The 17,940-nt window shown below is 70.1% G+C and carries 18 protein-coding genes; 11 read left to right on the forward strand and 7 right to left on the reverse strand.

Features of this window, described 5'->3' with window-relative positions:
• Positions 1 to 47: 47 nt before the first annotated feature.
• Together E3328_RS03080 and E3328_RS03085 are read right to left on the reverse strand one after the other, a co-directional pair.
• Positions 48 to 479 (reverse strand): hypothetical protein, encoded by a 432-nt coding sequence (locus tag E3328_RS03080; RefSeq protein ID WP_135363154.1) that lies wholly within the window; start codon positions 477 to 479, stop codon positions 48 to 50.
• A 91-nt stretch (positions 480 to 570) separates the two neighbouring features.
• Positions 571 to 846, reverse strand: coding sequence for a hypothetical protein (locus tag E3328_RS03085; RefSeq protein ID WP_135363155.1), 276 nt, complete (start codon positions 844 to 846; stop codon positions 571 to 573).
• Positions 847 to 991: 145 nt separating this feature from the next.
• On the opposite strand from E3328_RS03085, the gene E3328_RS22685 reads away from it, so the two are divergent.
• The 6 genes from E3328_RS22685 to E3328_RS03110 all read left to right on the forward strand — a co-directional run bounded on the left by E3328_RS22685 (position 992) and on the right by E3328_RS03110 (position 6,898).
• A complete protein-coding gene (locus E3328_RS22685) occupies positions 992 to 1,126 on the forward strand; it encodes a hypothetical protein (protein WP_269750335.1) in 135 nt (44 codons plus the stop codon).
• A gap of 124 nt (positions 1,127 to 1,250) precedes the next feature.
• The gene (gene dph2, locus E3328_RS03090) at positions 1,251 to 2,324 is read left to right on the forward strand and encodes a diphthamide biosynthesis enzyme Dph2 (RefSeq protein ID WP_135363156.1); all 1,074 of its coding nucleotides are present in this window, start codon (positions 1,251 to 1,253) and stop codon (positions 2,322 to 2,324) included.
• 193 nt (positions 2,325 to 2,517) lie between these two features.
• A complete protein-coding gene (locus E3328_RS03095; RefSeq protein WP_135363157.1) occupies positions 2,518 to 4,542 on the forward strand; it encodes an ATP-binding protein in 2,025 nt (674 codons plus the stop codon).
• Between the two features lie 73 nt (positions 4,543 to 4,615).
• Positions 4,616 to 5,056: a response regulator gene (locus E3328_RS03100; protein WP_135363158.1), complete on the forward strand. Its 441-nt coding sequence runs from the start codon at positions 4,616 to 4,618 to the stop codon at positions 5,054 to 5,056.
• Entirely contained in the window at positions 5,056 to 6,126 is a 1,071-nt protein-coding gene (locus tag E3328_RS03105) for a hybrid sensor histidine kinase/response regulator (protein ID WP_135363159.1), read from the forward strand. The genes E3328_RS03100 and E3328_RS03105 overlap by 1 nt, the downstream gene beginning before the upstream one ends.
• Before the next feature lie 127 nt (positions 6,127 to 6,253).
• Positions 6,254 to 6,898 carry an METTL5 family protein gene (locus tag E3328_RS03110; RefSeq protein WP_135363160.1) on the forward strand — a complete coding sequence of 215 codons (645 nt, stop codon included), beginning with the start codon at positions 6,254 to 6,256 and terminating at the stop codon, positions 6,896 to 6,898.
• A gap of 27 nt (positions 6,899 to 6,925) precedes the next feature.
• On the opposite strand, the gene E3328_RS03115 is transcribed toward E3328_RS03110, so the two are convergent.
• Positions 6,926 to 8,626: a rhomboid family intramembrane serine protease gene (locus E3328_RS03115; protein ID WP_135363161.1), complete on the reverse strand. Its 1,701-nt coding sequence runs from the start codon at positions 8,624 to 8,626 to the stop codon at positions 6,926 to 6,928.
• A 197-nt stretch (positions 8,627 to 8,823) separates the two neighbouring features.
• Between E3328_RS03115 and E3328_RS03120 the strand changes: the two genes are divergently transcribed.
• Positions 8,824 to 9,153 (forward strand): DUF5789 family protein, encoded by a 330-nt coding sequence (locus E3328_RS03120; protein WP_135363162.1) that lies wholly within the window; start codon positions 8,824 to 8,826, stop codon positions 9,151 to 9,153.
• 15 nt (positions 9,154 to 9,168) lie between these two features.
• On the opposite strand, the gene aglJ is transcribed toward E3328_RS03120, so the two are convergent.
• Both aglJ and E3328_RS21725 read right to left on the reverse strand, forming a co-directional pair.
• Positions 9,169 to 10,221, reverse strand: coding sequence for an S-layer glycoprotein N-glycosyltransferase AglJ (gene aglJ, locus E3328_RS03125; RefSeq protein WP_135363163.1), 1,053 nt, complete (start codon positions 10,219 to 10,221; stop codon positions 9,169 to 9,171).
• A gap of 124 nt (positions 10,222 to 10,345) precedes the next feature.
• Complete coding sequence (locus E3328_RS21725; RefSeq protein WP_167837283.1) at positions 10,346 to 10,522, reverse strand: hypothetical protein; 177 nt, start codon at positions 10,520 to 10,522, stop codon at positions 10,346 to 10,348.
• 89 nt (positions 10,523 to 10,611) lie between these two features.
• Between E3328_RS21725 and E3328_RS03130 the strand changes: the two genes are divergently transcribed.
• On the forward strand, positions 10,612 to 11,469 hold the full coding sequence (locus E3328_RS03130; RefSeq protein ID WP_135363164.1) for a TrmB family transcriptional regulator: 858 nt from the start codon (positions 10,612 to 10,614) through the stop codon (positions 11,467 to 11,469).
• 87 nt (positions 11,470 to 11,556) lie between these two features.
• Positions 11,557 to 12,465: a glycosyltransferase family A protein gene (locus E3328_RS03135; protein WP_135363165.1), complete on the forward strand. Its 909-nt coding sequence runs from the start codon at positions 11,557 to 11,559 to the stop codon at positions 12,463 to 12,465.
• Between the two features lie 59 nt (positions 12,466 to 12,524).
• Here the strand turns inward: E3328_RS03135 and E3328_RS03140 are convergent, their stop codons facing one another.
• The gene (locus E3328_RS03140) at positions 12,525 to 13,865 is read right to left on the reverse strand and encodes a sulfatase-like hydrolase/transferase (RefSeq protein WP_135363166.1); all 1,341 of its coding nucleotides are present in this window, start codon (positions 13,863 to 13,865) and stop codon (positions 12,525 to 12,527) included.
• Between the two features lies 1 nt (position 13,866).
• Positions 13,867 to 14,853 carry an alkaline phosphatase family protein gene (locus E3328_RS03145; protein ID WP_135363167.1) on the reverse strand — a complete coding sequence of 329 codons (987 nt, stop codon included), beginning with the start codon at positions 14,851 to 14,853 and terminating at the stop codon, positions 13,867 to 13,869.
• Between the two features lie 183 nt (positions 14,854 to 15,036).
• Here E3328_RS03145 and E3328_RS03150 point away from each other — a divergent pair, with 183 nt between their 5' ends.
• Positions 15,037 to 16,434 carry a sulfatase-like hydrolase/transferase gene (locus E3328_RS03150; protein ID WP_135363168.1) on the forward strand — a complete coding sequence of 466 codons (1,398 nt, stop codon included), beginning with the start codon at positions 15,037 to 15,039 and terminating at the stop codon, positions 16,432 to 16,434.
• 136 nt (positions 16,435 to 16,570) lie between these two features.
• Positions 16,571 to 17,902 carry a sulfatase family protein gene (locus E3328_RS03155; RefSeq protein ID WP_135363169.1) on the forward strand — a complete coding sequence of 444 codons (1,332 nt, stop codon included), beginning with the start codon at positions 16,571 to 16,573 and terminating at the stop codon, positions 17,900 to 17,902.
• The last annotated feature ends 38 nt before the right edge of the window (positions 17,903 to 17,940 follow it).

Raw genomic sequence — 17,940 nt, forward strand, 5'->3', positions numbered from 1 at the left:
CGCCGGGTCGACCCCGTCGAACGGCACCGGCCGAGTACCCCGGGCGCTCACCGCTCCAGGTGGTCGTCGGCGTCGAGCGGTCGGAGGCCCAGCCGGCGACGCACGCGGTCGCGGAACGCCGCCGCGGCGGCGACGGGATAGGCGACCGCGAGCGCACCCGCCCGTGCGACGACCGACGAGGGGAGCGAGACGTCGAGCGACCGGAGGACGGCGATGCCGGCCAGCCCCGCGGCGCCGCTGGCGACGTACAGCGCGACGACGAAGACGGCCAGCCGCCGATACGACCAGTCGCCGGCGACGAACGGGTAGCTCCCGCCGACGGCGACGACGACAGCGGCGGTCTGGGGCGGCTGGGCGAACAGCGTCGCGTCGGCGACCAGCGCGTAGACGACCGTAAAGGCCGGCGCGAGCGCGAGGTAGAGCCCGACCGCCGCGAGCAGGAAGTCGACGGTCGCGGACGCCCACGTACGGGGAGACATACCCGACTCCGGGTGCGCGAGCGCCAAAGCTCCCGCGACTGCGCGGGGACCGGAACTGGAACTTCGGGACCCCGCGGACGGGGCCGCGAACCTACCCGAGCAACAGCGCGTCGAGCGCGACGTTCGCGAGGCCGAACGCGACCCAGAAGGCCAGGAAGGCGAGGATGAACGGGTTCAGCCCGTCCCGAGGTTCACGGTCGGCCTGGCGGAGCGGTCGGCCGTGCCAGCTGTCCGGGAGGCGGTCGTGCATCGCGAAAAAGCGGGTGCGGACGGCGAGGCGGGTGACCGCGACCGCGGCGCCGGCTGCGACCGCGAACGAGGCGACGGCGACGACCGCCGTGCGGAGGACCGTCGAGAGAGGGACCATCGGCGGTCGACCCTACTCGGCGGGCGGCGATAAATGCGTGGGCGCGGTCGCTCCTGGCGTCCGGACCGACGGGAGCGCGTCACCGGATCCGGCGACGTTCGCACGCTCCCCGAGCCCTTATCCGACGCGGGACCGAAGCGGGGGTATGGTCTCAGAACTCGTCGTCGGCGGGCTGCTCGCGACGCTGGTGTTCGGCTTCCTCCGGTTCCAGGACCGCATCGTCTCGGCGCTGACCCGCGCCCGCGGCGGCGACGAGCGGGTCGTCATCGAGGACCCCTGACGGCGGTTCGACCCTCGGGTTCGTTCCTCGCGCTCGCCGCCCGCCCAGCCGTGCGACTGCGACGCACTGACGGGTCCGCCGGGGACCGCGGAGGTTTTACCCCGCGAGCGGATACGAGCCCCTAATGAGCCAGGATTCGCGCGGCGAGGCCGACGAGGCGCCTCGCACCGAGGGCGACCTCAGGGAGACGGGCATGTCGCTGCGCCACGACCGCGAGTGGGACTACGAACTCGACCGCATCGTCGACGCCGTCGCCGAACGTGACGCCGAGACGGTCGGCCTGCAGTTCCCCGAGGGGCTGAAGCGGCGCGGTCCGCGCGTCGCCGACGACCTGCGCGCCGAGCTGCCCGACGACGTGACCGTCATGATCTCCGGCCAGCCCTGCTACGGCGCCTGTGACCTCGACACCTATCTGATGCGCCGGACGGACGTGTTCGTCCACTTCGGCCACTCCCCGATGAAGGAGTCGGACAAGATCATCTACGTCCCCCTCTTCTCGAACGTCGACGTCTTCCCGATCATGGAGCGGGCGCTCGACGAGGAGATCGCCCCGGCCGACGAGGACGAGGACGTGGGCCTCGTGACGACCGCCCAGCACATGAACAAGTTCGACGAGATGCGCTCGTGGCTGGAGGAGCGGGGCTACACCGTCCACACCCGCAAGGGCGACGAGCGGCTCACTCACGAGGGGCAGGTGCTGGGCTGTAACTACGCCAGCGCCGACGTGGACGCCGACCAGATGCTGTACGTCGGCGGCGGCAAGTTCCACCCGCTCGGGCTGGCGATGGAACACCCCGACAAGAAGGTTGTCATCGCCGACCCCGTCAACAACGCCGTCTCAGTCGCCGACACGGAGAAGTTCATGAAACAGCGCTACGGCGCGGTTCACCGCGCGATGGACGCCGAGGAGTGGGGCGTCATCTTCTGCACCAAGATCGGGCAGGGCCGCTGGGACCAGGCCCAGGAGATCGTCGAGAACAACGACGACGCCTACCTCATCACGATGGACGAGGTGACGCCCGACCGGCTGACCAACTTCGGGATGGACGCCTACGTGAACACGGGCTGTCCCCGGATCACCACCGACGACGGCCCGCAGTTCAAGCAGCCGATGCTCACCCCCCAGGAGTACCGCATCGCCATCGGCGAGGAACCGCTGGAGGCGCTGGAGTTCGACACCTTCCACGGCACCTGGTAGCCCGCCGCCGGAGACCCGTTCTCGCGGGCCCAGTGGAGTATCAGCCGCGATAACTGGTGGCACAACGATTTACAGCCGGACGGTGAGCCTCGCGTATGCGCACCGAATCGAGCGCGAGAGCCCAGCGAGTGGCGGTCGGTCGTGGACCCACCGGCCCGGCGGCGACGGTGTCCGACGGCGGAGGGGACACCCCGTGAGCAACGGTCGCCCGTCGTCGTCGACGTACGTCAGGCCGCTCGACGAGCGGGAGTCGGGAGTCAGCGTGGTCTGTCTCCACCCGGATGAGGCGACGGGCGAGCGCCTCGCCGACGGTATCGAGGCGACCGGCGACACGGCGAACGCGACGGCGGTGACGACGGTGTCGTCGGCCTTCGAACGCCTGGACGCCGAGGACGTCGGGTGTCTCGTGTGCGGGCTGACCGCGGGGGAGCCGGACGGGATCGCGGTCCTGGAACGCCTGCGGGCGGAGCACGGCGACCTGCCGTTCGTGCTGGTCACCGGGGACGGGAGCGAGCGCGTCGCGGCCGACGCCGTCAACGCCGGTGCGGACGGCTACGTCGCCTACGACGGCGAGCCCGGGTCCGAGGCGTTTCGAACGCTCGTCGACCGGATCGACGTGGTCGTCGACGAGTACCGTTCACACCAGCGCTACGAGGAAACGACGGAACTGCTGTTCCGGCTCACCGAGTACACGACGGACACGCTGTGGATGTTCACGGCGGACTGGTCGGAGACGGTCATCGTCAACTCCGCGTACGACGACGTGTGGGACCGGACGAAGGCGGACCTGATCGAGGACCCGACCAACTTCCTCGAGGGGATCCACCCCGAGGACCGCGAGATGGTCCGCGAGAAGATGGGTGTCCTCTCGGAGGGCGACCCGGCCGACCTCGAGTACCGCACCCTGACGGACGACGACGAGACGCGGTGGCTCAGCGTCCACGCCGAACCCGTCTTCGACGAGGACGGTGCGGTCGCGTACGTCGCCGGGTTCACGCGCGACATCTCCGAGCTCAAGCGGCGCGAGACGCGACTGAAGAACCTCGCGGAGACGACCAGAAAGCTCCCACACGCTCGCTCGGAGCGAGCGGTCGTCGAGATCGTCGTCGAGATCGTCGACTCGATCGTCGGCTGTCCCGTGTCGGCGTACTGGTCGTACGACGGGGCCGAGCGACTCGAACCGCTGTACGCGTCGGACGGCGCGCTCGACGCGTTCGGGGTCGAGACGACGGAGGCCCTCCCCGACATCGAGCCCGCTCACGACGAGATGGGCTGCTTCGAGGCGGGAGAGCTGTCGGTCGTGGCGGACTACGGCGACCTGGCGAACCCGTCGGTCCCGCGGGCCGACCTGGGGACGCTGATGCTGGTCCCGGTCGACGACCACGGGCTCCTGATCGTCGGCCAGCCCGGGCCGGCCGAGATCGATGAGTTCGAACACACGATGGTCGAGATGGTCGAGCAGGCCATGGTCGACGCCCTGGACCGCGTCGAACGCGAGGCCGAACTCGAACGCCAGCGGACGGAACTGGAACGTTCGAACGAGAGTCTCCAGCAGTTCGCCTACGTCGCCTCCCACGACCTCCAGGAGCCGCTGCGGATGGTGTCGAGCTACGTCTCGCTGCTCGAAGAGGAGTACGGCGACAGCTTCGACGAGGAGGGCGAACTGTACATGGAGTACGCCGTCGACGGCGCGACCCGGATGCAGGCGATGATCGACGCGCTCCTCCAGTACTCGCGGGTGACGACGAAGGGCGACGAGCCGACCGAGACCGACGCCGGGGCCGTCTTCGAGGAGACGGTCCGGAGCCTGGAGCTTTTGATCGACGAACGCGACGCGACCGTCGACAGCGGCGAACTGCCGGCGGTCACCGTCGACCGCAACCAGCTCGGACAGGTGTTCCAGAACCTCGTCGAGAACGCGCTCCACTACGGGGGCGAGGAGCCGACCGTGACGGCCGGGGCCGAACGCGAGGACGACCGCGTCCACTTCACCGTCGCCGACGACGGCCCGGGCATCGAGGCCGACCAGCACGACCGCATCTTCGAGATATTCAAACAGAACGCCAGCCGCTCGGGGAGCACCGGCATCGGGCTGGCGATGTGCAAGCGCATCGTCAACCGCCACGGCGGCGAGATCTGGGTCGAGTCCGAACCCGGCGACGGCGCGACGTTCCACTTCACGATGCCGGCGACGGCGGAGACGGAGATCCACGCATGAACCGCAACGACACGACCGCGACCGACCGAGCGCGAACCGTCGACGAACCGACCCGACCCGCGGGGGCGCGGGTATGAACGACCACGGCGAGCCGGTCGAGATACTCCTCGCGGAGGACAACCCCGGTGACGTGACGCTGACGCGGAAGGCGCTCGAACGGGGGAGCATCAGCAACAACCTCCACGTCGTCGGCGACGGCGTCGAGGCGCTCTCCTTTCTCCGCCAGGAGGGGGAGTACGCCGACGAGCCCCGCCCCGACCTCGTGCTCCTCGATCTCAACATGCCGCGGAAGGACGGCCGCGACGTGCTGGAGGAGATCAAGACGGACGACGACCTCAGGCGGATCCCGGTCGTCGTCATGACGAGCTCGGAGGCCGAGGAGGACATCGTCCAGTCGTACGACCTGCACGCGAACGCGTACCTGACCAAACCGATCGACTTCGACGGCTTCCTCGACATCGTCAAGCGGATCGAGGACTTCTGGCTCACCGTCGTCAGGATGCCCCCCGAGTGATGAACCAGGCCGTCAACGCGTTGCTCGTCGAGGACAACCCCGGCGACGCGAAGCTCGTCGAGCATCACCTCGAGAACCCCTCCGTCCAGGCGTTCCTTGACGAGGTCGCGCTCACCCACGTCGAGTCGCTGTCGGCCGCACGCGACGCGCTCGTCGCGCGCCACTACGACGTGCTCCTGCTCGACCTCGGGCTCCCGGAGTCCGAGGGGATCGAGACGCTCCGCCGCGCCGCGGCGTTCGACTCGGGCGTGCCGATCATCGTGCTCACCGGGCTCGACAACACCGAGATCGCCGTCGAGGCGATCCAGTCCGGCGCCCAGGACTACCTGCCGAAAGGCGACCTCGACGGTGACAGGCTCGTGCGGGCGCTCCGCTACGCCATCGACCGCCACGAGCAGGAGCAGACGCTCGCGCGCCGCAACGAGCAGCTCGACTTCTTCAACAGCGTCCTCCGCCACGACATGATGAACGGGTTCAACGTCATCATGGCGCGAGCCGACATGCTCCGAACGGAGCTTGACGACCCGGAACTCGTCGGTCACGCCGAGAACATTCACGACTGGAGCGTCAAGATCACCGACCTCAGCGGGAAGGTGCGGTCGATCCTCGACTCCGTCGCCAGCGACGGGGACGCCGCCCTCGAAGCGGTCGCGCTCCGGCCGCTCGTCGCCGAGGAGGCCGACCGCGTCGACGCGATGACCGACCGGGTGGACGTCGACGCCTCGGTCCCGGCGGGGCTGACCGTCCTCGGGAACGACCTCCTCGACGACGTGGTCGGGAACCTCCTCACGAACGCCGTGGAGCACTCCGAGGAGACCACCAGCGTCGCCGTCACCGCGGAGGACGAGGGGTCGACCGTCGTCCTCCGGGTGGCCGACGACGGGCCCGGGCTCCCCCCGGAAGACCGGACCGACATCTTCGAGCGCGGCGGGAAGGGCGCCGCCTCCTCGGGCACGGGATTCGGCCTCTTTTTCGTCTCCTCGATGGTCGAGTCCTACGGCGGGTCGGTCCGCGCCGAGGAGAGCGACCGCGGCGGCGCCGCCTTCGTCCTGGAACTCCCCCGGGCGTGACCCGTCCGCGACCCGCCCTGGAATTACTGTTGTGCATTCACAAACGTTTTTGCATACGCAGGAGATATTGTCGACGGATGACCGACCAGGCGCGACGCGCGGGCGGGAGCAACCGCGGGGTGAGAGCGTGAGCACGAAGACCCGGCTGGCCCAGCAGCTGGCGGTCGTCGCGGGCTTCGAGGACCCGCGGGTCGACCTCGAACAGTACCGGACGCCGCCGGACGTGGCGGCCCACCTGATCCACACGGCGGACCTGCAGGGCGACATCGAGGGTCGGACCGTCGTCGACCTGGGGACCGGGACGGGGATGCTCGCGCTCGGCGCCGTCCTGCGGGGTCCCGAGCGGGTCGTCGGCGTCGACCTCGACCCCGGCCCGCTGGCGACGGCGCGGGCCAACGAGCGCCGGGTCGCGGCCGCCGCCGACGTGGAGTGGGTGCGGGCCGACGCGACCGCGGTCCCCCTGTGCCCGGACGGCCCGACGACGGTCGTGATGAACCCGCCGTTCGGCGCCCAGTCGGGCAACGAACACGCCGACCGGGCGTTCCTCGGGACGGCCGCCGCGGTGAGCGAGGTGTCCTACTCGGTCCACAACGCCGGCAGCGAGGACTTCGTCGAGTCGTTCGCCGCCGACAACGGCGGCCGCGTCACCCACGCCTTCGCCGCCGAACTCGACCTGCCCCGTCAGTTCGACTTCCACGAGGCCGACTCGCAGACGGTCGACGTGGAGGTCTTCCGGATCGCCTGGGACGGTAGTGACGCCGACGACGAGTGACTGCCGCGCGCCCGGGGCGCCCGCAGTTCAGCCCTGCCGCGCCCGCGGCACGGACTTGCTGGCGACCTGCACTCTCGTCCGGTCGCTGATCGCGACCAGGTCGCGGCCGGTCCGGTTGAGAGTCAGTCCGCCGACGGTCGTCGCGTTCGACCGCGCGGGGACCGGCGCCCGCCCGAGGACGGTCCCGTTCGTCGAGACGACGGCCTCGAACCCGCCCTCTACGGGCGCGATCGAGACGTTGCGGCCGTCGATCACCGGCCGCGCGCGGCGCGCGTCGGACGCGTAGGCGAGCCGTTCCCGTCCGCCCTGCTCGCGGAGCGACACCTTGTACACCGACCCGTTGCCGACCACCGACCAGCCCTCGCGGTCGGCGTGGACCGACTCCCGCCAGCCCAGCCCGCCGACGCGGACGGTCCCGCCGCCGCTGAAGGCGAGCCGGCTCTTCGAGATGGCCTCGATCCACACCCGGCGCTCCTCGCTGAGGACGACCACGCCGCTGGAGCGGATCGTCCCCGTGTCGCCGTAGAGGTACTCGTTGACCAGCGAGACGTACTGGTTGGGCTCGTTCTCGACGTAGGTGACGGTGTAGTCGCGGACCTCGACGGTCGCGGCGTCGGCCGGCAGTTCCCCCGAGACGGTCGCGAACCCGAACGGTACCGCGAACGACGAGAGCACGACAAGCGCGACGGCGACCACCACCACGGGCGAATCGGGGCTGGGCAGGTCGACGCTCCGTCCCTCCAGCCGCGGGACCAGCGACCGGTTCGACGCCGAGACGGCGGTCGCGATCAGCGCCGCCGAGAGGAAGATCACGCCGACGCCGACCGCGCGGAAGAGGACGAACCGGTTGGCGCCCATCGGCGCGTAGATCGCCCACAGCGACTGCCGGATGCCCAGCACCAGCGCAGCGAACCACAGGGCGAGCGGGTTCGGGTACTCCTCGCGGACGGCGAGGACGGCGATCCCGGCCAGCACGCCGGCCAGGATGCCGATCGCGTGGCCCTGGATCGCGATGTCCGCCCACCACGGCGAGAAGAAGCTCGGGCCCGGCTCGCGGCTGATGTAGGGGTTGCGCAGCCCCCGGTAGAGCAGGTCGACGACCCGCTCGGAGACGAGCGCGAGCACCGCCAGGGTCGGCCGCGTCACCATCGCGAAGCCGACGTAGGCGTAGACCACGCCGGAGAAGCCGATGACCGGCCCCATCGAGAAGAAGCCGGTGAACACGCCCACGGCGACGGACCCGGCGGGGACCGCCAGCAGGCGGACGAACGGGTTCGCCCGGAGCGAGGAAAACGACTCCGAGCCCCGCTCGGTCGGGTAGTGGCCGAGGTAGTACTCGACGACCGGGGCGAACACGACCGTCCCGACCAGGTTGCCGGTGATGTGACCGACCCCGTTGTGGGCGAACCCGGCGACGAGGACCCCGAGCGGGTAGAAGTACGACCACGACCGGAAGGGGATAACCAGCGGGCTGTTGGGGTGTTCCCAGCCGCCCTGGACCACCCAGTAGACGAGCAGGACGCCGAGGACCGTCAGCAGCGTCCCCCACGGGACGCCGAGGACGAACCGGGCGCGCAGGCGGTCGCCCCAGCGTTCCCCGGGAACGAGCCGGCGGGCGACGGCGACGGAGACCCCGACGGCGACGAGGAGGAACAGCTGCTGCCAGGGGGCGACCGCGCGGACGGCCTCGACCAGCTCGGCGACCTGCCCGGGCGACGACTGCAGCATGTCCGCCACATAGGGGGCCGGTTAGTTATCGTTGGTGGCGCCACCGGGCTACCGTCGGGCGGTCGGAGGGCCGGAAGCCACCGGGGCGCTGGACGCCCTGTAGCCCGCGAGCGACCGAGCGCCGTGGGCCGAACACGCCGCTACGGGGAGCGTTCGAGCCGCAGGATTTTCGGGGGTCGACGCCGATGTGTCCGGCAATGGGAGTTCGGCCACCGTCGAACGACGTGGACGAGGAACCGGACGTCGTCGAGTTCGGGATCGCGGCACTCGACGCGCGACTGGCCGACGCGGACGTGTCCTTCCCCGCGACAGCCGAGGAGCTGCGCGAGTACTTCGGGGACGCGACCGTCCCGTACGACGCCTCGGGCAACGAGATGCCCGTCGCCGAGGCGCTGGCCGAGGCCGACGGCGAGTCGTTCGACTCCGAGGACGAGCTGCTCAACGCCCTGCATCCCGTCTTCGAGCGCAAGCGCCAGGCGGCCTCGACGAGCCTCGTCAAGCAGCTGCGCGGGCTCGTCCCCTTCTGAGCCGGTCCCGGCCCGTCACCCCTGCCGTTCGGCCGCCGACGGCTCCGGATCGGACGGGCGCTCGCCGTCCGCGCGGCCCGCGGTTCCCCCCGCGTCGCGCCCGGTCCCGGACTCGTCGACGCGAGCGGTCCCGCGCGCCCGGTCATCGCTCAGCCGCTCGGTGAGGTCCTCCAGCTGCCGGGTCTGTTCGCGGTTGACCGTGACGATCATGTCCGAGAGGACGCCAAACATCAGTAGCTGCACGCCGAAGATGATCGCCAGACCGCCGAGGAAGGCGATCACCTCGTGGGAGGTGTTGGCCGTGATCCACTCGACGGCGACGTAGGTACCGAGGACGAGGCCGACGACGAGGCTGACGGCGCCGACGCTCCCGAAGTAGAACAGCGGGTTGTTCGTCTTGGCCATCTTGTACAGCGTGAGGATGATGTCGGCGCCGTCGCGGAACGGGCGGAGGTTCGTCTCGGAGTCGTCCGGCCGGGCGCGGTAGCGGATCGGGACGACCTCCGTGCGGACGTTGTGCTTGACGCACTCGACGGCCATCTCCGTCTCGATGCCGAAGTGATCCTCCGTCAGCGAGATGCGGTCGATGCTCTCGCGGGTCAGCGCCCGGTAGCCGCTGAGGATGTCCCCGTAGTCGCGGCCGTGGATGAGCGAGAACGCGCGGTTGATGACGCCGTTGCCGAACCGGTTGAGCCGCGTCATCGCGCCGTCCTCCATGTCGGCGAAGCGGTCGCCGATGACGTGGTCGGCCCGGCCCTCGAAGATCGGTTCGAGCATCGTCGCGGCGTCCTCGGCCCGGTAGGTCATGTCGCCGTCGAGCATGAGCACGACCGGGGCGTCGGTCCGCTCGAACCCCTCCTGGAGCGCCTGGCCCTTCCCCTTCGAGCCGCGCTGGGCGACGACGCGCGCGCCCTTCTCCTCGGCGATCGACGGGGTCCCGTCGGTCGACCCGCCGTCGATCACGAGGATGTCGTCGAACCCCTCGGCCGCGAACGACTCGACGACCGGCCCGATCGTCTCGGACTCGTCCAGCGTGGGGATCAGCACGCAGACGTCGTCGTAATCCATCGTCCGCGCTTTGACGCTCCGGGAGAAAAAGGTTCCCCGTTGGACACGGGCTCGCCCGCCCCGAGCGGACCCCACCGCCGCGGCTGTGGGACGAGAGAGCGGGGAGAATGACGGCGCGGACGGCTCAGTCGTCGGCGCGCTCCTCGCTCAGGTGCTCCCAGATCTCGGTGCAGCCACAGCCGTCGGCCACGCCGTCGAGGTGGGCGTCGGCGCGAGCGTCCCCGTCGGCCGGCTCCTCGTCGACCCGGTCGTCCGTGCTACCGTCGGCCGCGTCGCCGTCCGCGTTGTCGAGTTCGACCATAGTTACTCGGCTTGTGAGTAACTCACGACGGCGACAGGTAAGTACCTTTCGGGGGCATTTTAAGCCCGGGCGGCGAACCGGCCGGTACCATGAGCGGCGACGGGAGCGCGGTCTTCGACCGGCTGGGGCTGACCGAGTACGAGGAGACGGCGCTGCGGGAGCTGCTCTCGCTCGGGAAGACGACGGCGCCGAACCTCGCCGAGGCGACGGACATCCCCAAGGCCCGCATCTACGGCGTCCTCGACTCGCTGTCGGACCGGGGGTTCGTCGAGGTGATCCCCGGCCGGCCCAAAGAGTACCAGCCCAAGCCGCCGGAGGCGATCCTCGACCGCGCCGTCGAGAACCGCCGCCAGGACTACGAGGAATTCTCCGCCGCCATCGACGACCTGCGCGAGGAGTTCCTCGCGGCGTTCCGGCCCCGCTACGAGCGGGCGAGCGAGGACGTGACCCCGACCGAGGAGCTGTTCCACGTCGTCGACGTGGGCGAACCCAGCGAGCGCGAGACCCGACGGCTCTACCACGAGGCCGACGAGGAGGTCGACGTCGTCACCAAGAGCTTCGAGTACTTCGACTCGGTCGAGCCCGCCCTCGCCGACGCCCTGGAGCGGGGCGTCGAGGTCTCGGTCCTGATGCTCGTCCCCGACTTCCTCTCGACGGACCCGCGCGACGAGCCCGCCATCCAGCGGGAGATCGTCGAGCGGATCCGCGAGGACTACCCCGCCGTCGAGATCCGCTTCTCGACGGGCAAGCTCCCCTTCCGCGGCCACGTCGCCGACCCGAGCCCCGACTACGAGACCGGCTCGGCCATCCTCCTCGTCGAGGAGGAGGACGTGCCCAACCACATGCGCCAGGCCGCGATCACCGACAACGGCGCGTTCGTCGCCGGCCTGAAGCGGTACTTCGACCTCATCTGGGACCACGAGAGCGTCGCCGACCGCGAGGGGTGACGGGTCCGGGCGGCGACGCGGCCGCGACGAAAGGGAATCTTCATTGGCGGGCCCGCGGAACGGGTTGGCGAGAACGGTGAGTCCGCAATGATCGCAGGCGCGTCAGTCGCCCTCGGTGTCCCCGTCTACGAGCGGACCGAGAAGCTCCGGAACCTCCTCGAATCGGCCGAGAACGTCCCCGTCGACACCGTCTACGTCGCCGACAACGGCCACACCGAGGAGCGGCGCGACCTCTACGACTCGGAGTTCGGGTTCGAGCTGGTCCCCATCGACGTGGAGTACGACTCCGGGCTGGGGAACTGCCGGCGGAGCATCGTCGACCGGCTCGACGAGGACTACCTGGTCATCGCCGACAGCGACCACACGATCCCGGGGAACGTGGCGACGCTCGTCGACCAGCTGGAGGCCCGGCCCGAGTTCGGCGGCGTCTGCGGGCTCCTCTTCGAGCACGGCGGGCTCCGCGGGACCTGCCACGACCTCTACGAGCGGGGGGACCTCCTCGTCCGGGACATCCGCGGCAAGGACGCGGAGCTCGTCGCCGGCCAGCCGCTCGTCGAGTTCGACTTCCTCCAGAACGTCGCCGCCTTCCGCCGCGAGTGCGTCGAGGACTACGCCTGGGACCCCCAGCTCCAGCAGGGCAAACCCCACCTCGACTTCTACGTCGGCCACAAGCGCCGGACCGACTGGCGGTTCGGCTGCTGTCCGGCGGTGCAGTTCCCCCACTACCCCGGCGGCGGCAGCTCCTACACCGCCAACCGGAACAAGCGCGAACGGTTGATGGACGCCCGCGAGTACTTCCTCGACAAGTGGGGCTACCGCCAGATCGTCTACGGCCAGCTCGAGTGGCTGGAGACCCAGGACCGGCTCCCCTCGGACGGCCGCGTCGCCGAACTGCTCGCGAAGCGACTGCTGACGCGGCTTCCCCTCGAACTGCAGGCGAAGGTGACCGACGCGCGGCAGTTCGTCCGCAAGCTCCAGGGCCGGCCGCCGCTGTAGCGCGCGGTCGGCGACCGCTGTCGCCGTAGCAGGCGCTCACCGGCACCGCCAGAATCCGTCTAGACGTAGCCGAGTTCCGACAGCCGCTCCTCCACGTCGCTCGGGAGGTCCTGGCCCTCGCCGAGCGCCACGTCCCTGACGGCGAGCGTGTCGACGACCTCGTCGATGGCCGCCCGGACCGTCGCCTCGTCCGTGTCGCCCCACGTCCGGAAGCCGTCGAGCGTCTCGCAGCCGTAGGATCCGTCCTCGACGACCGCGCCGTTGAGCGGCGCGTCGTAGCGCTCGACGGTCGCCTCGTCGTAGCCCTGGTTCCGGAGGTGGGAGATCCGCTCGGAGCGGAGGCCGTGGCGCTCGGTGAGATACGAGCGCGACCCGCGGTCGGCGCGCAGGTCGCGGCCGCGCGCCTCGTCGTCCGCCACGCCGGCCGCCGACAGCACCGTCCGGTAGACGTCGAGCAGCCCCACCGTCTCCTCGCGGGTCTCGACGGCGTCCCCGCCATCCCAGACGGTCAGCGGCACGTGGGTCAGCTCGGGGTAGAGGCCGTGGTTGTGCCCCCAGACGTCGTCCTCGCCGAACATCTCCCCGTGGTCCGACAGCGTCACGACCACGTCGAACTCCTCGCGGAGCTCCGCGAAGATGTCCCGGTAGACGTCCGAGAGATACCGGACGCAGTCCTCGTAGGCCTGGCGCACGTCCGCCGGGTCTGCCTCGGGGCCGTCGCCGACCGTCTCCTCGAAACTGGGGTTGGCCGAGACGTCGACGGTCCGGTACTCCTCCGGGGCGTTGTACGGCCCGTGGGCCTCCATCAGGTTCACGAAGAGGAACTCGTCGTCGCCGAAGTCGGTCGACTCGACGAGGTCGAGGACCTCGCTGGCGCCGTCGTCCTCGCCGGCGATGGAGGCGATGCCCAGGTCGCGGGCCTTCATCCTGACGCCGAACTTCAGCGACTCGACGGTGTCGACGTCGTCGGCGAAACAGCGCCGGACCGCCCTGAGGAACCGCGTCGGTCCCTCGCCGCGCGTCTCGGAGATGAACTCCGCCCAGTCGACGATGTCGGGGTCGCGCCGGCGGCCCCGCCAGCTGTGGTGGAACTCGTCGAAGCCGCGGGTGAACTGGAAGGCGTCCGCGATGTTGGCGTTGGCGCTGAACCCGCGGGTCGTGTAGCCGGCCCGCGAGAGGTGCTCCGCGAGGACGGGCTTCTCGCAGTCGAGCGCCGTGGTCTTGGCGTAGACGCCGAGCTCGCTCGAGTACAGCCCGCCGAACAGCGTCGCGTGGACCGGGACGGTCCACCCGCCGGGCGACCACGCGTTCTCGTATCGCGCGCCCGGCAGCCAGTCGAAGTGCTCGTCGAACGAGTCCTTCCGCAGCGTGTCCATCACCACCAGTGCGATGTTCGTCATGTCACATGTACCCGAGGTCTTCCAGCTGCTCTTTCACGCGGTCCCCGCCGACGCCGCCGCCCTCGCCGGCCGCCGGCCGGTGGGTCGGCGTCCCCGAGTGGTCGGTCCCGTCGAGTTCCGCGTCGATGGCCGCCCGCACGTCCGTGACGCTCTCGATCGACTCGACGAGCGACCCGTCGGTCGCGGCGACCATCGCCTCGTGGGTGTGGACGCCGTCCTGCAGGCCGTGGTCGCTGACCAGCAGGAGTTCGTCGTCGTCCCCGAGGTCCGCGCGGAGCTCGCCGACGAACTCGTCGAGTTCGTCGTAGGCGGCCCGCTGCAGTTCGGGGCGGTCGTAGGTCACGTGGCCGATCAGGTCGAGGCCGCTGGTGTAGGCGAAGACGAGCTCGTGGCGGCCGCCGCGGTAGGCCCGCCGCGCCCGGGCGACCCGTATCATCGCCATCTCCATGCACTGCTCGTAGAACGTCTCGGGGTCCGAGGAGGTGTGGCCGCCGGTCGCCTCGGGGTCGCGCTCGAACAGGTCCCCCAGGCTCCGCCGGAGGGCGTGTTCGCGGTCCTCGCTGTCCGGGTCGACCACGTAGTTCGGGACGCCGATCGGCTCCGCCTCGCGCCCGTCGAAGACGGTGGTGAGGCCGTTGTCGGCGTAGTAGGTGGCCGGCGTCCGGAAGGCGTCGGTGTCGGTGTTGGTCAGCAGCCAGGCGCCGAGGCGGGTCTGCAGCGAGTCGGGCAGCAGGTAGTCGGCGACCGCGCTGCCGAACTCCAGCACCGGGTTGCCCCACGCCACGCCGTCGTCGCCGAGTTCGAGCCCGTGCTCCGACGGGGGCAACCCCGTGATGATCGTCGGCCAGAGTTCGTGCGTGCTCGGCTCGCCCGCGTGGCTGTCGATCGTCCCGATCGCGCCGTGGGCCGCCAGGGTGAGGTTCGGGTGGGCGTCGGCGTCGACCAGGTCCGGGTCGAGCGCGTCCACGCCGAGCACGACCAGCGTCATCTACCGTCCCGGAGTCCGCCGTCGCTCAAGTATCTTGTCGTTTTCCCCACCGTGGCCCGCTCTCGTCGGTTTCCCGCCGCGGCGCTCTCGTCGGTCTCCGGCTGTAGCTCCCCTCCCCCGCGCTCGCCGGTCGACCGCGAGCGACCCGTTAGACATTACTGCACCGCCGAACTCAGGGCGGACATGGCGCGGAACGTCGTCCTCGTGGTCCTCGACTCCGTCCGGAAAGACTACTTCGACGAGCACGCCCCCCGGCTGGCCGACGCGGCGGACGTGTCCTTCGAACACTGCCGCGCGGCGAGCAACTGGAGCCCCTCCAGCCACGGCGCCATCTTCACCGGCGAGCTCCCGCACGTCTCGGGGCTGCACAGCCACGACCCCAGCTACGACGACATCCCCATCGAGGACACGCTGTTCGACGCGTTCCGCGACCACTACCGCTTCGCCGTCAGCAGCAACCTCTTCGTCGCCCGGCCGTACGGGTTCGACGAGTACTTCGACGAGTTCACCAGCGTCTCGCGCCACGCCGTCTTCGCCGAGGGCGAGGAGATCGACTCGTTCCTCCACGACGTCGACGCCGATGGGGTCCGCCGCTACTACGAGTTCCTCAGGCAGGCGCTGGGCCACGACGAGACCGTCAGGAGCATCGCCAACGGGCTGATGCTCAAGACCAACGACTACCTGGAGGGCGTGCCCGTCCCGCGGCTGTGGGACTACGGCACCCGGACGCAGCTCTCCCACGCGGCCGACCTCGCGACGGCCGGTCGCGAACCCTTCTTCGGCTTCATCAACCTGATGGAGACGCACAACCCCCACGCGAACAACGTCTTCTACCGGGCCGAGGACGTGCCGAACGACTGGTGGTCCGACAAGCACCGGACGGTGCCGTTCAACAACCGCCTCCTGGAGGACCCCGACGGCTACGACGACCACGTCCAGCACTACCGCGACACCTACGCCGCGTCGATCGACTACGTCGACCGCAAGCTCGTCCCGTTCGTCGAGCGGCTCCGGCGGGAGACCGAGGAAGAGACGACGGTCGTCGTGACCGCCGACCACGGCGAGAACCTCTGCTATCCCGACGACGACGGCATGCTGGGCCACATCGGCAACGTCACCGAGTCGCTGCTGCACGTGCCGCTGCTCGTGTTCAACGCCCCCGAGTCCGTCCGCGAGCCCGACGACACCTACTTCTCGCACCTCGACCTGCGGACCCTCCTGGCGGGGCTCGCCGACGACGAACTGCCGACGACCTACAGGGACCGGGTCCCCGCCGAGGTCGTCGGCGGCGCGCCGCCCGACCACGTCGAGAACTACGACTACTGGGACCGGATGATCCGCGCGGTCTACGACGGCGACCGCAAGTACGTCTGGGACTCGTTCGGCGAGCGGTCGGTCTACCGCGTCGACCGCGACCGCCCCTGCCGCCAGGAGGAGGTCGACGAGCCCTTCGACGAGAGCGTCGAGGAGCTGTTCGAGGTCCCGCTCGCCGAGTTCAAGAGCCGGTTCGGCGACGCCCAGGAGAAAGACTGGGGCGACGACATCCCCGAGGACCGGCTGAAGCGGCTCGGCTACCTCTGAGTCGACGCCGCGGACCCGAGCCGGCGGTTCGGGCCCCCGGCCGGACTCCGGCCCCACCGGTCCGGAACCGCGGGACCGGGACCCGTCGGCCGGAACGATCCGCATCCATTAAGTTAGGATATCGCTGACATCTGGTATGCCCTCCCTGTTGATCACGGTCGACGCCGTCAGGCAGTCCCATCTCGGACAGTTCGGCTACCACCGCGACACGATGCCCGCGCTGGACCGGCTGGCGGCCGACGGCACGACCTTCCCCAACGCCTTCTCGAACGCGCCGTACACGCGGATGTCGATCCCCTCCTTTCACACGTCGCAGTACCGCGGTCACGAGCTCATCGGCGAGTCGCCCACGATCGCCGAAGCCCTCAGCGACGCGGGCGCCCACACCGCCTGCCTCGGGACGCTGACGGGGTTCAAGGACAACGAGGGCGCGCTCGTGTTCGACGAGTACGCCGACCTCGGCCGCGACGAGTTCTACGAGCAGGCCAACCACTCGCCCGTCCTCGACGCCGCGAAGCGGGCCGTCGAGCCGGTGGTCAGCGTCTCGCGGCCGCTCTACGAGGCCGCCGAGTCCGTCCACGACCGCCTGTTCTCGACCCACGAGTTCAAGGGCTACACCAGCGCCGAGCGGATGACCGACGAGGTGATCGACTGGCTCCGGGAGGCCCCCGACGACTTCTTCCTGTGGGTCCACTACATGGAGGGCCACCGCCCCTACGGCGTCCACGACCCCGACCCGGAGTACCTCGACGAGCAGCCCGACGACGAGACGATCATGGAGCTCATGGAGACGGCCGGCACCGCGCCCGACGACGTGACGATGGGCCAGAACCGCCTCATCGAGGACCTCTACGACTCCGATCTCCGGTACTGCTCCGAGCACCTCGACCGGCTGTTCGACTTCATGCAGTCGGCCGGCCTTTGGGCGGAGACGGACATCTACTTCACCTCCGACCACGGCGAGGAGTTCTACGACCACGGGATGTACTTCCACCGGAACCTCCCGTACGACGAGCTGATCAACGTCCCGCTGTTCACCAAGCTCGCGTCCCGACCGGGCGGGGAGACGATAGCGGCGGACCGCGAGCTGCTCGATCTGGCCCCGACGATCTGCCGGGAGCACGGCCTCGACACGGACGACCTGCCGTTCCTCGGGACCAACCTCTTCGAGGGGGGCGACAGGAAGGTGATCACGACGGGGTCGGCGGCCATCGACGACAGGGCCGTGGTCGGCGGCCGCTGGGACGGCTGGAAGTACATCCGCGACGGCGACCGCCGGCACCTGTTCGACCTGGAGGCCGACCCCGACGAGCGGGCCGACCTCGCGGACGACCGTCCGGGCGTCGTCGACGAGTTCGAGGCCGAGATCCCCGACCCGCTGTTCCGGACGGAGTCGCTGGGCACCCGCGACCCCGACGACGCCGCCGACGAGGAACAGCTGGCGGCGCTCGGCTACATGGAAGTCTGACCCCGTCTTTCCGACGAACATCGACCCGCTCCGCCTCG

Source organism: Halosimplex halophilum (genome assembly GCF_004698125.1).
Lineage (GTDB): Archaea > Halobacteriota > Halobacteria > Halobacteriales > Haloarculaceae > Halosimplex > Halosimplex halophilum.

Bases quoted from the DNA above. Each gene is read 5' to 3' on its own strand.
- E3328_RS03080 (WP_135363154.1), bottom strand. From the start codon at position 479: ATGTCTCCCCGTACGTGGGCGTCCGCGACCGTCGACTTCCTGCTCGCG.
- E3328_RS03085 (WP_135363155.1), bottom strand. From the start codon at position 846: ATGGTCCCTCTCTCGACGGTCCTCCGCACGGCGGTCGTCGCCGTCGCC.
- E3328_RS22685 (WP_269750335.1), top strand. From the start codon at position 992: ATGGTCTCAGAACTCGTCGTCGGCGGGCTGCTCGCGACGCTGGTGTTC.
- dph2 (WP_135363156.1), top strand. From the start codon at position 1,251: ATGAGCCAGGATTCGCGCGGCGAGGCCGACGAGGCGCCTCGCACCGAG.
- E3328_RS03100 (WP_135363158.1), top strand. From the start codon at position 4,616: ATGAACGACCACGGCGAGCCGGTCGAGATACTCCTCGCGGAGGACAAC.
- E3328_RS03105 (WP_135363159.1), top strand. From the start codon at position 5,056: ATGAACCAGGCCGTCAACGCGTTGCTCGTCGAGGACAACCCCGGCGAC.
- E3328_RS03115 (WP_135363161.1), bottom strand. From the start codon at position 8,626: ATGCTGCAGTCGTCGCCCGGGCAGGTCGCCGAGCTGGTCGAGGCCGTC.
- E3328_RS03120 (WP_135363162.1), top strand. From the start codon at position 8,824: ATGGGAGTTCGGCCACCGTCGAACGACGTGGACGAGGAACCGGACGTC.
- aglJ (WP_135363163.1), bottom strand. From the start codon at position 10,221: ATGGATTACGACGACGTCTGCGTGCTGATCCCCACGCTGGACGAGTCC.
- E3328_RS21725 (WP_167837283.1), bottom strand. From the start codon at position 10,522: ATGGTCGAACTCGACAACGCGGACGGCGACGCGGCCGACGGTAGCACG.
- E3328_RS03130 (WP_135363164.1), top strand. From the start codon at position 10,612: ATGAGCGGCGACGGGAGCGCGGTCTTCGACCGGCTGGGGCTGACCGAG.
- E3328_RS03135 (WP_135363165.1), top strand. From the start codon at position 11,557: ATGATCGCAGGCGCGTCAGTCGCCCTCGGTGTCCCCGTCTACGAGCGG.
- E3328_RS03140 (WP_135363166.1), bottom strand. From the start codon at position 13,865: ATGACGAACATCGCACTGGTGGTGATGGACACGCTGCGGAAGGACTCG.
- E3328_RS03145 (WP_135363167.1), bottom strand. From the start codon at position 14,853: ATGACGCTGGTCGTGCTCGGCGTGGACGCGCTCGACCCGGACCTGGTC.
- E3328_RS03150 (WP_135363168.1), top strand. From the start codon at position 15,037: ATGGCGCGGAACGTCGTCCTCGTGGTCCTCGACTCCGTCCGGAAAGAC.
- E3328_RS03155 (WP_135363169.1), top strand. From the start codon at position 16,571: ATGCCCTCCCTGTTGATCACGGTCGACGCCGTCAGGCAGTCCCATCTC.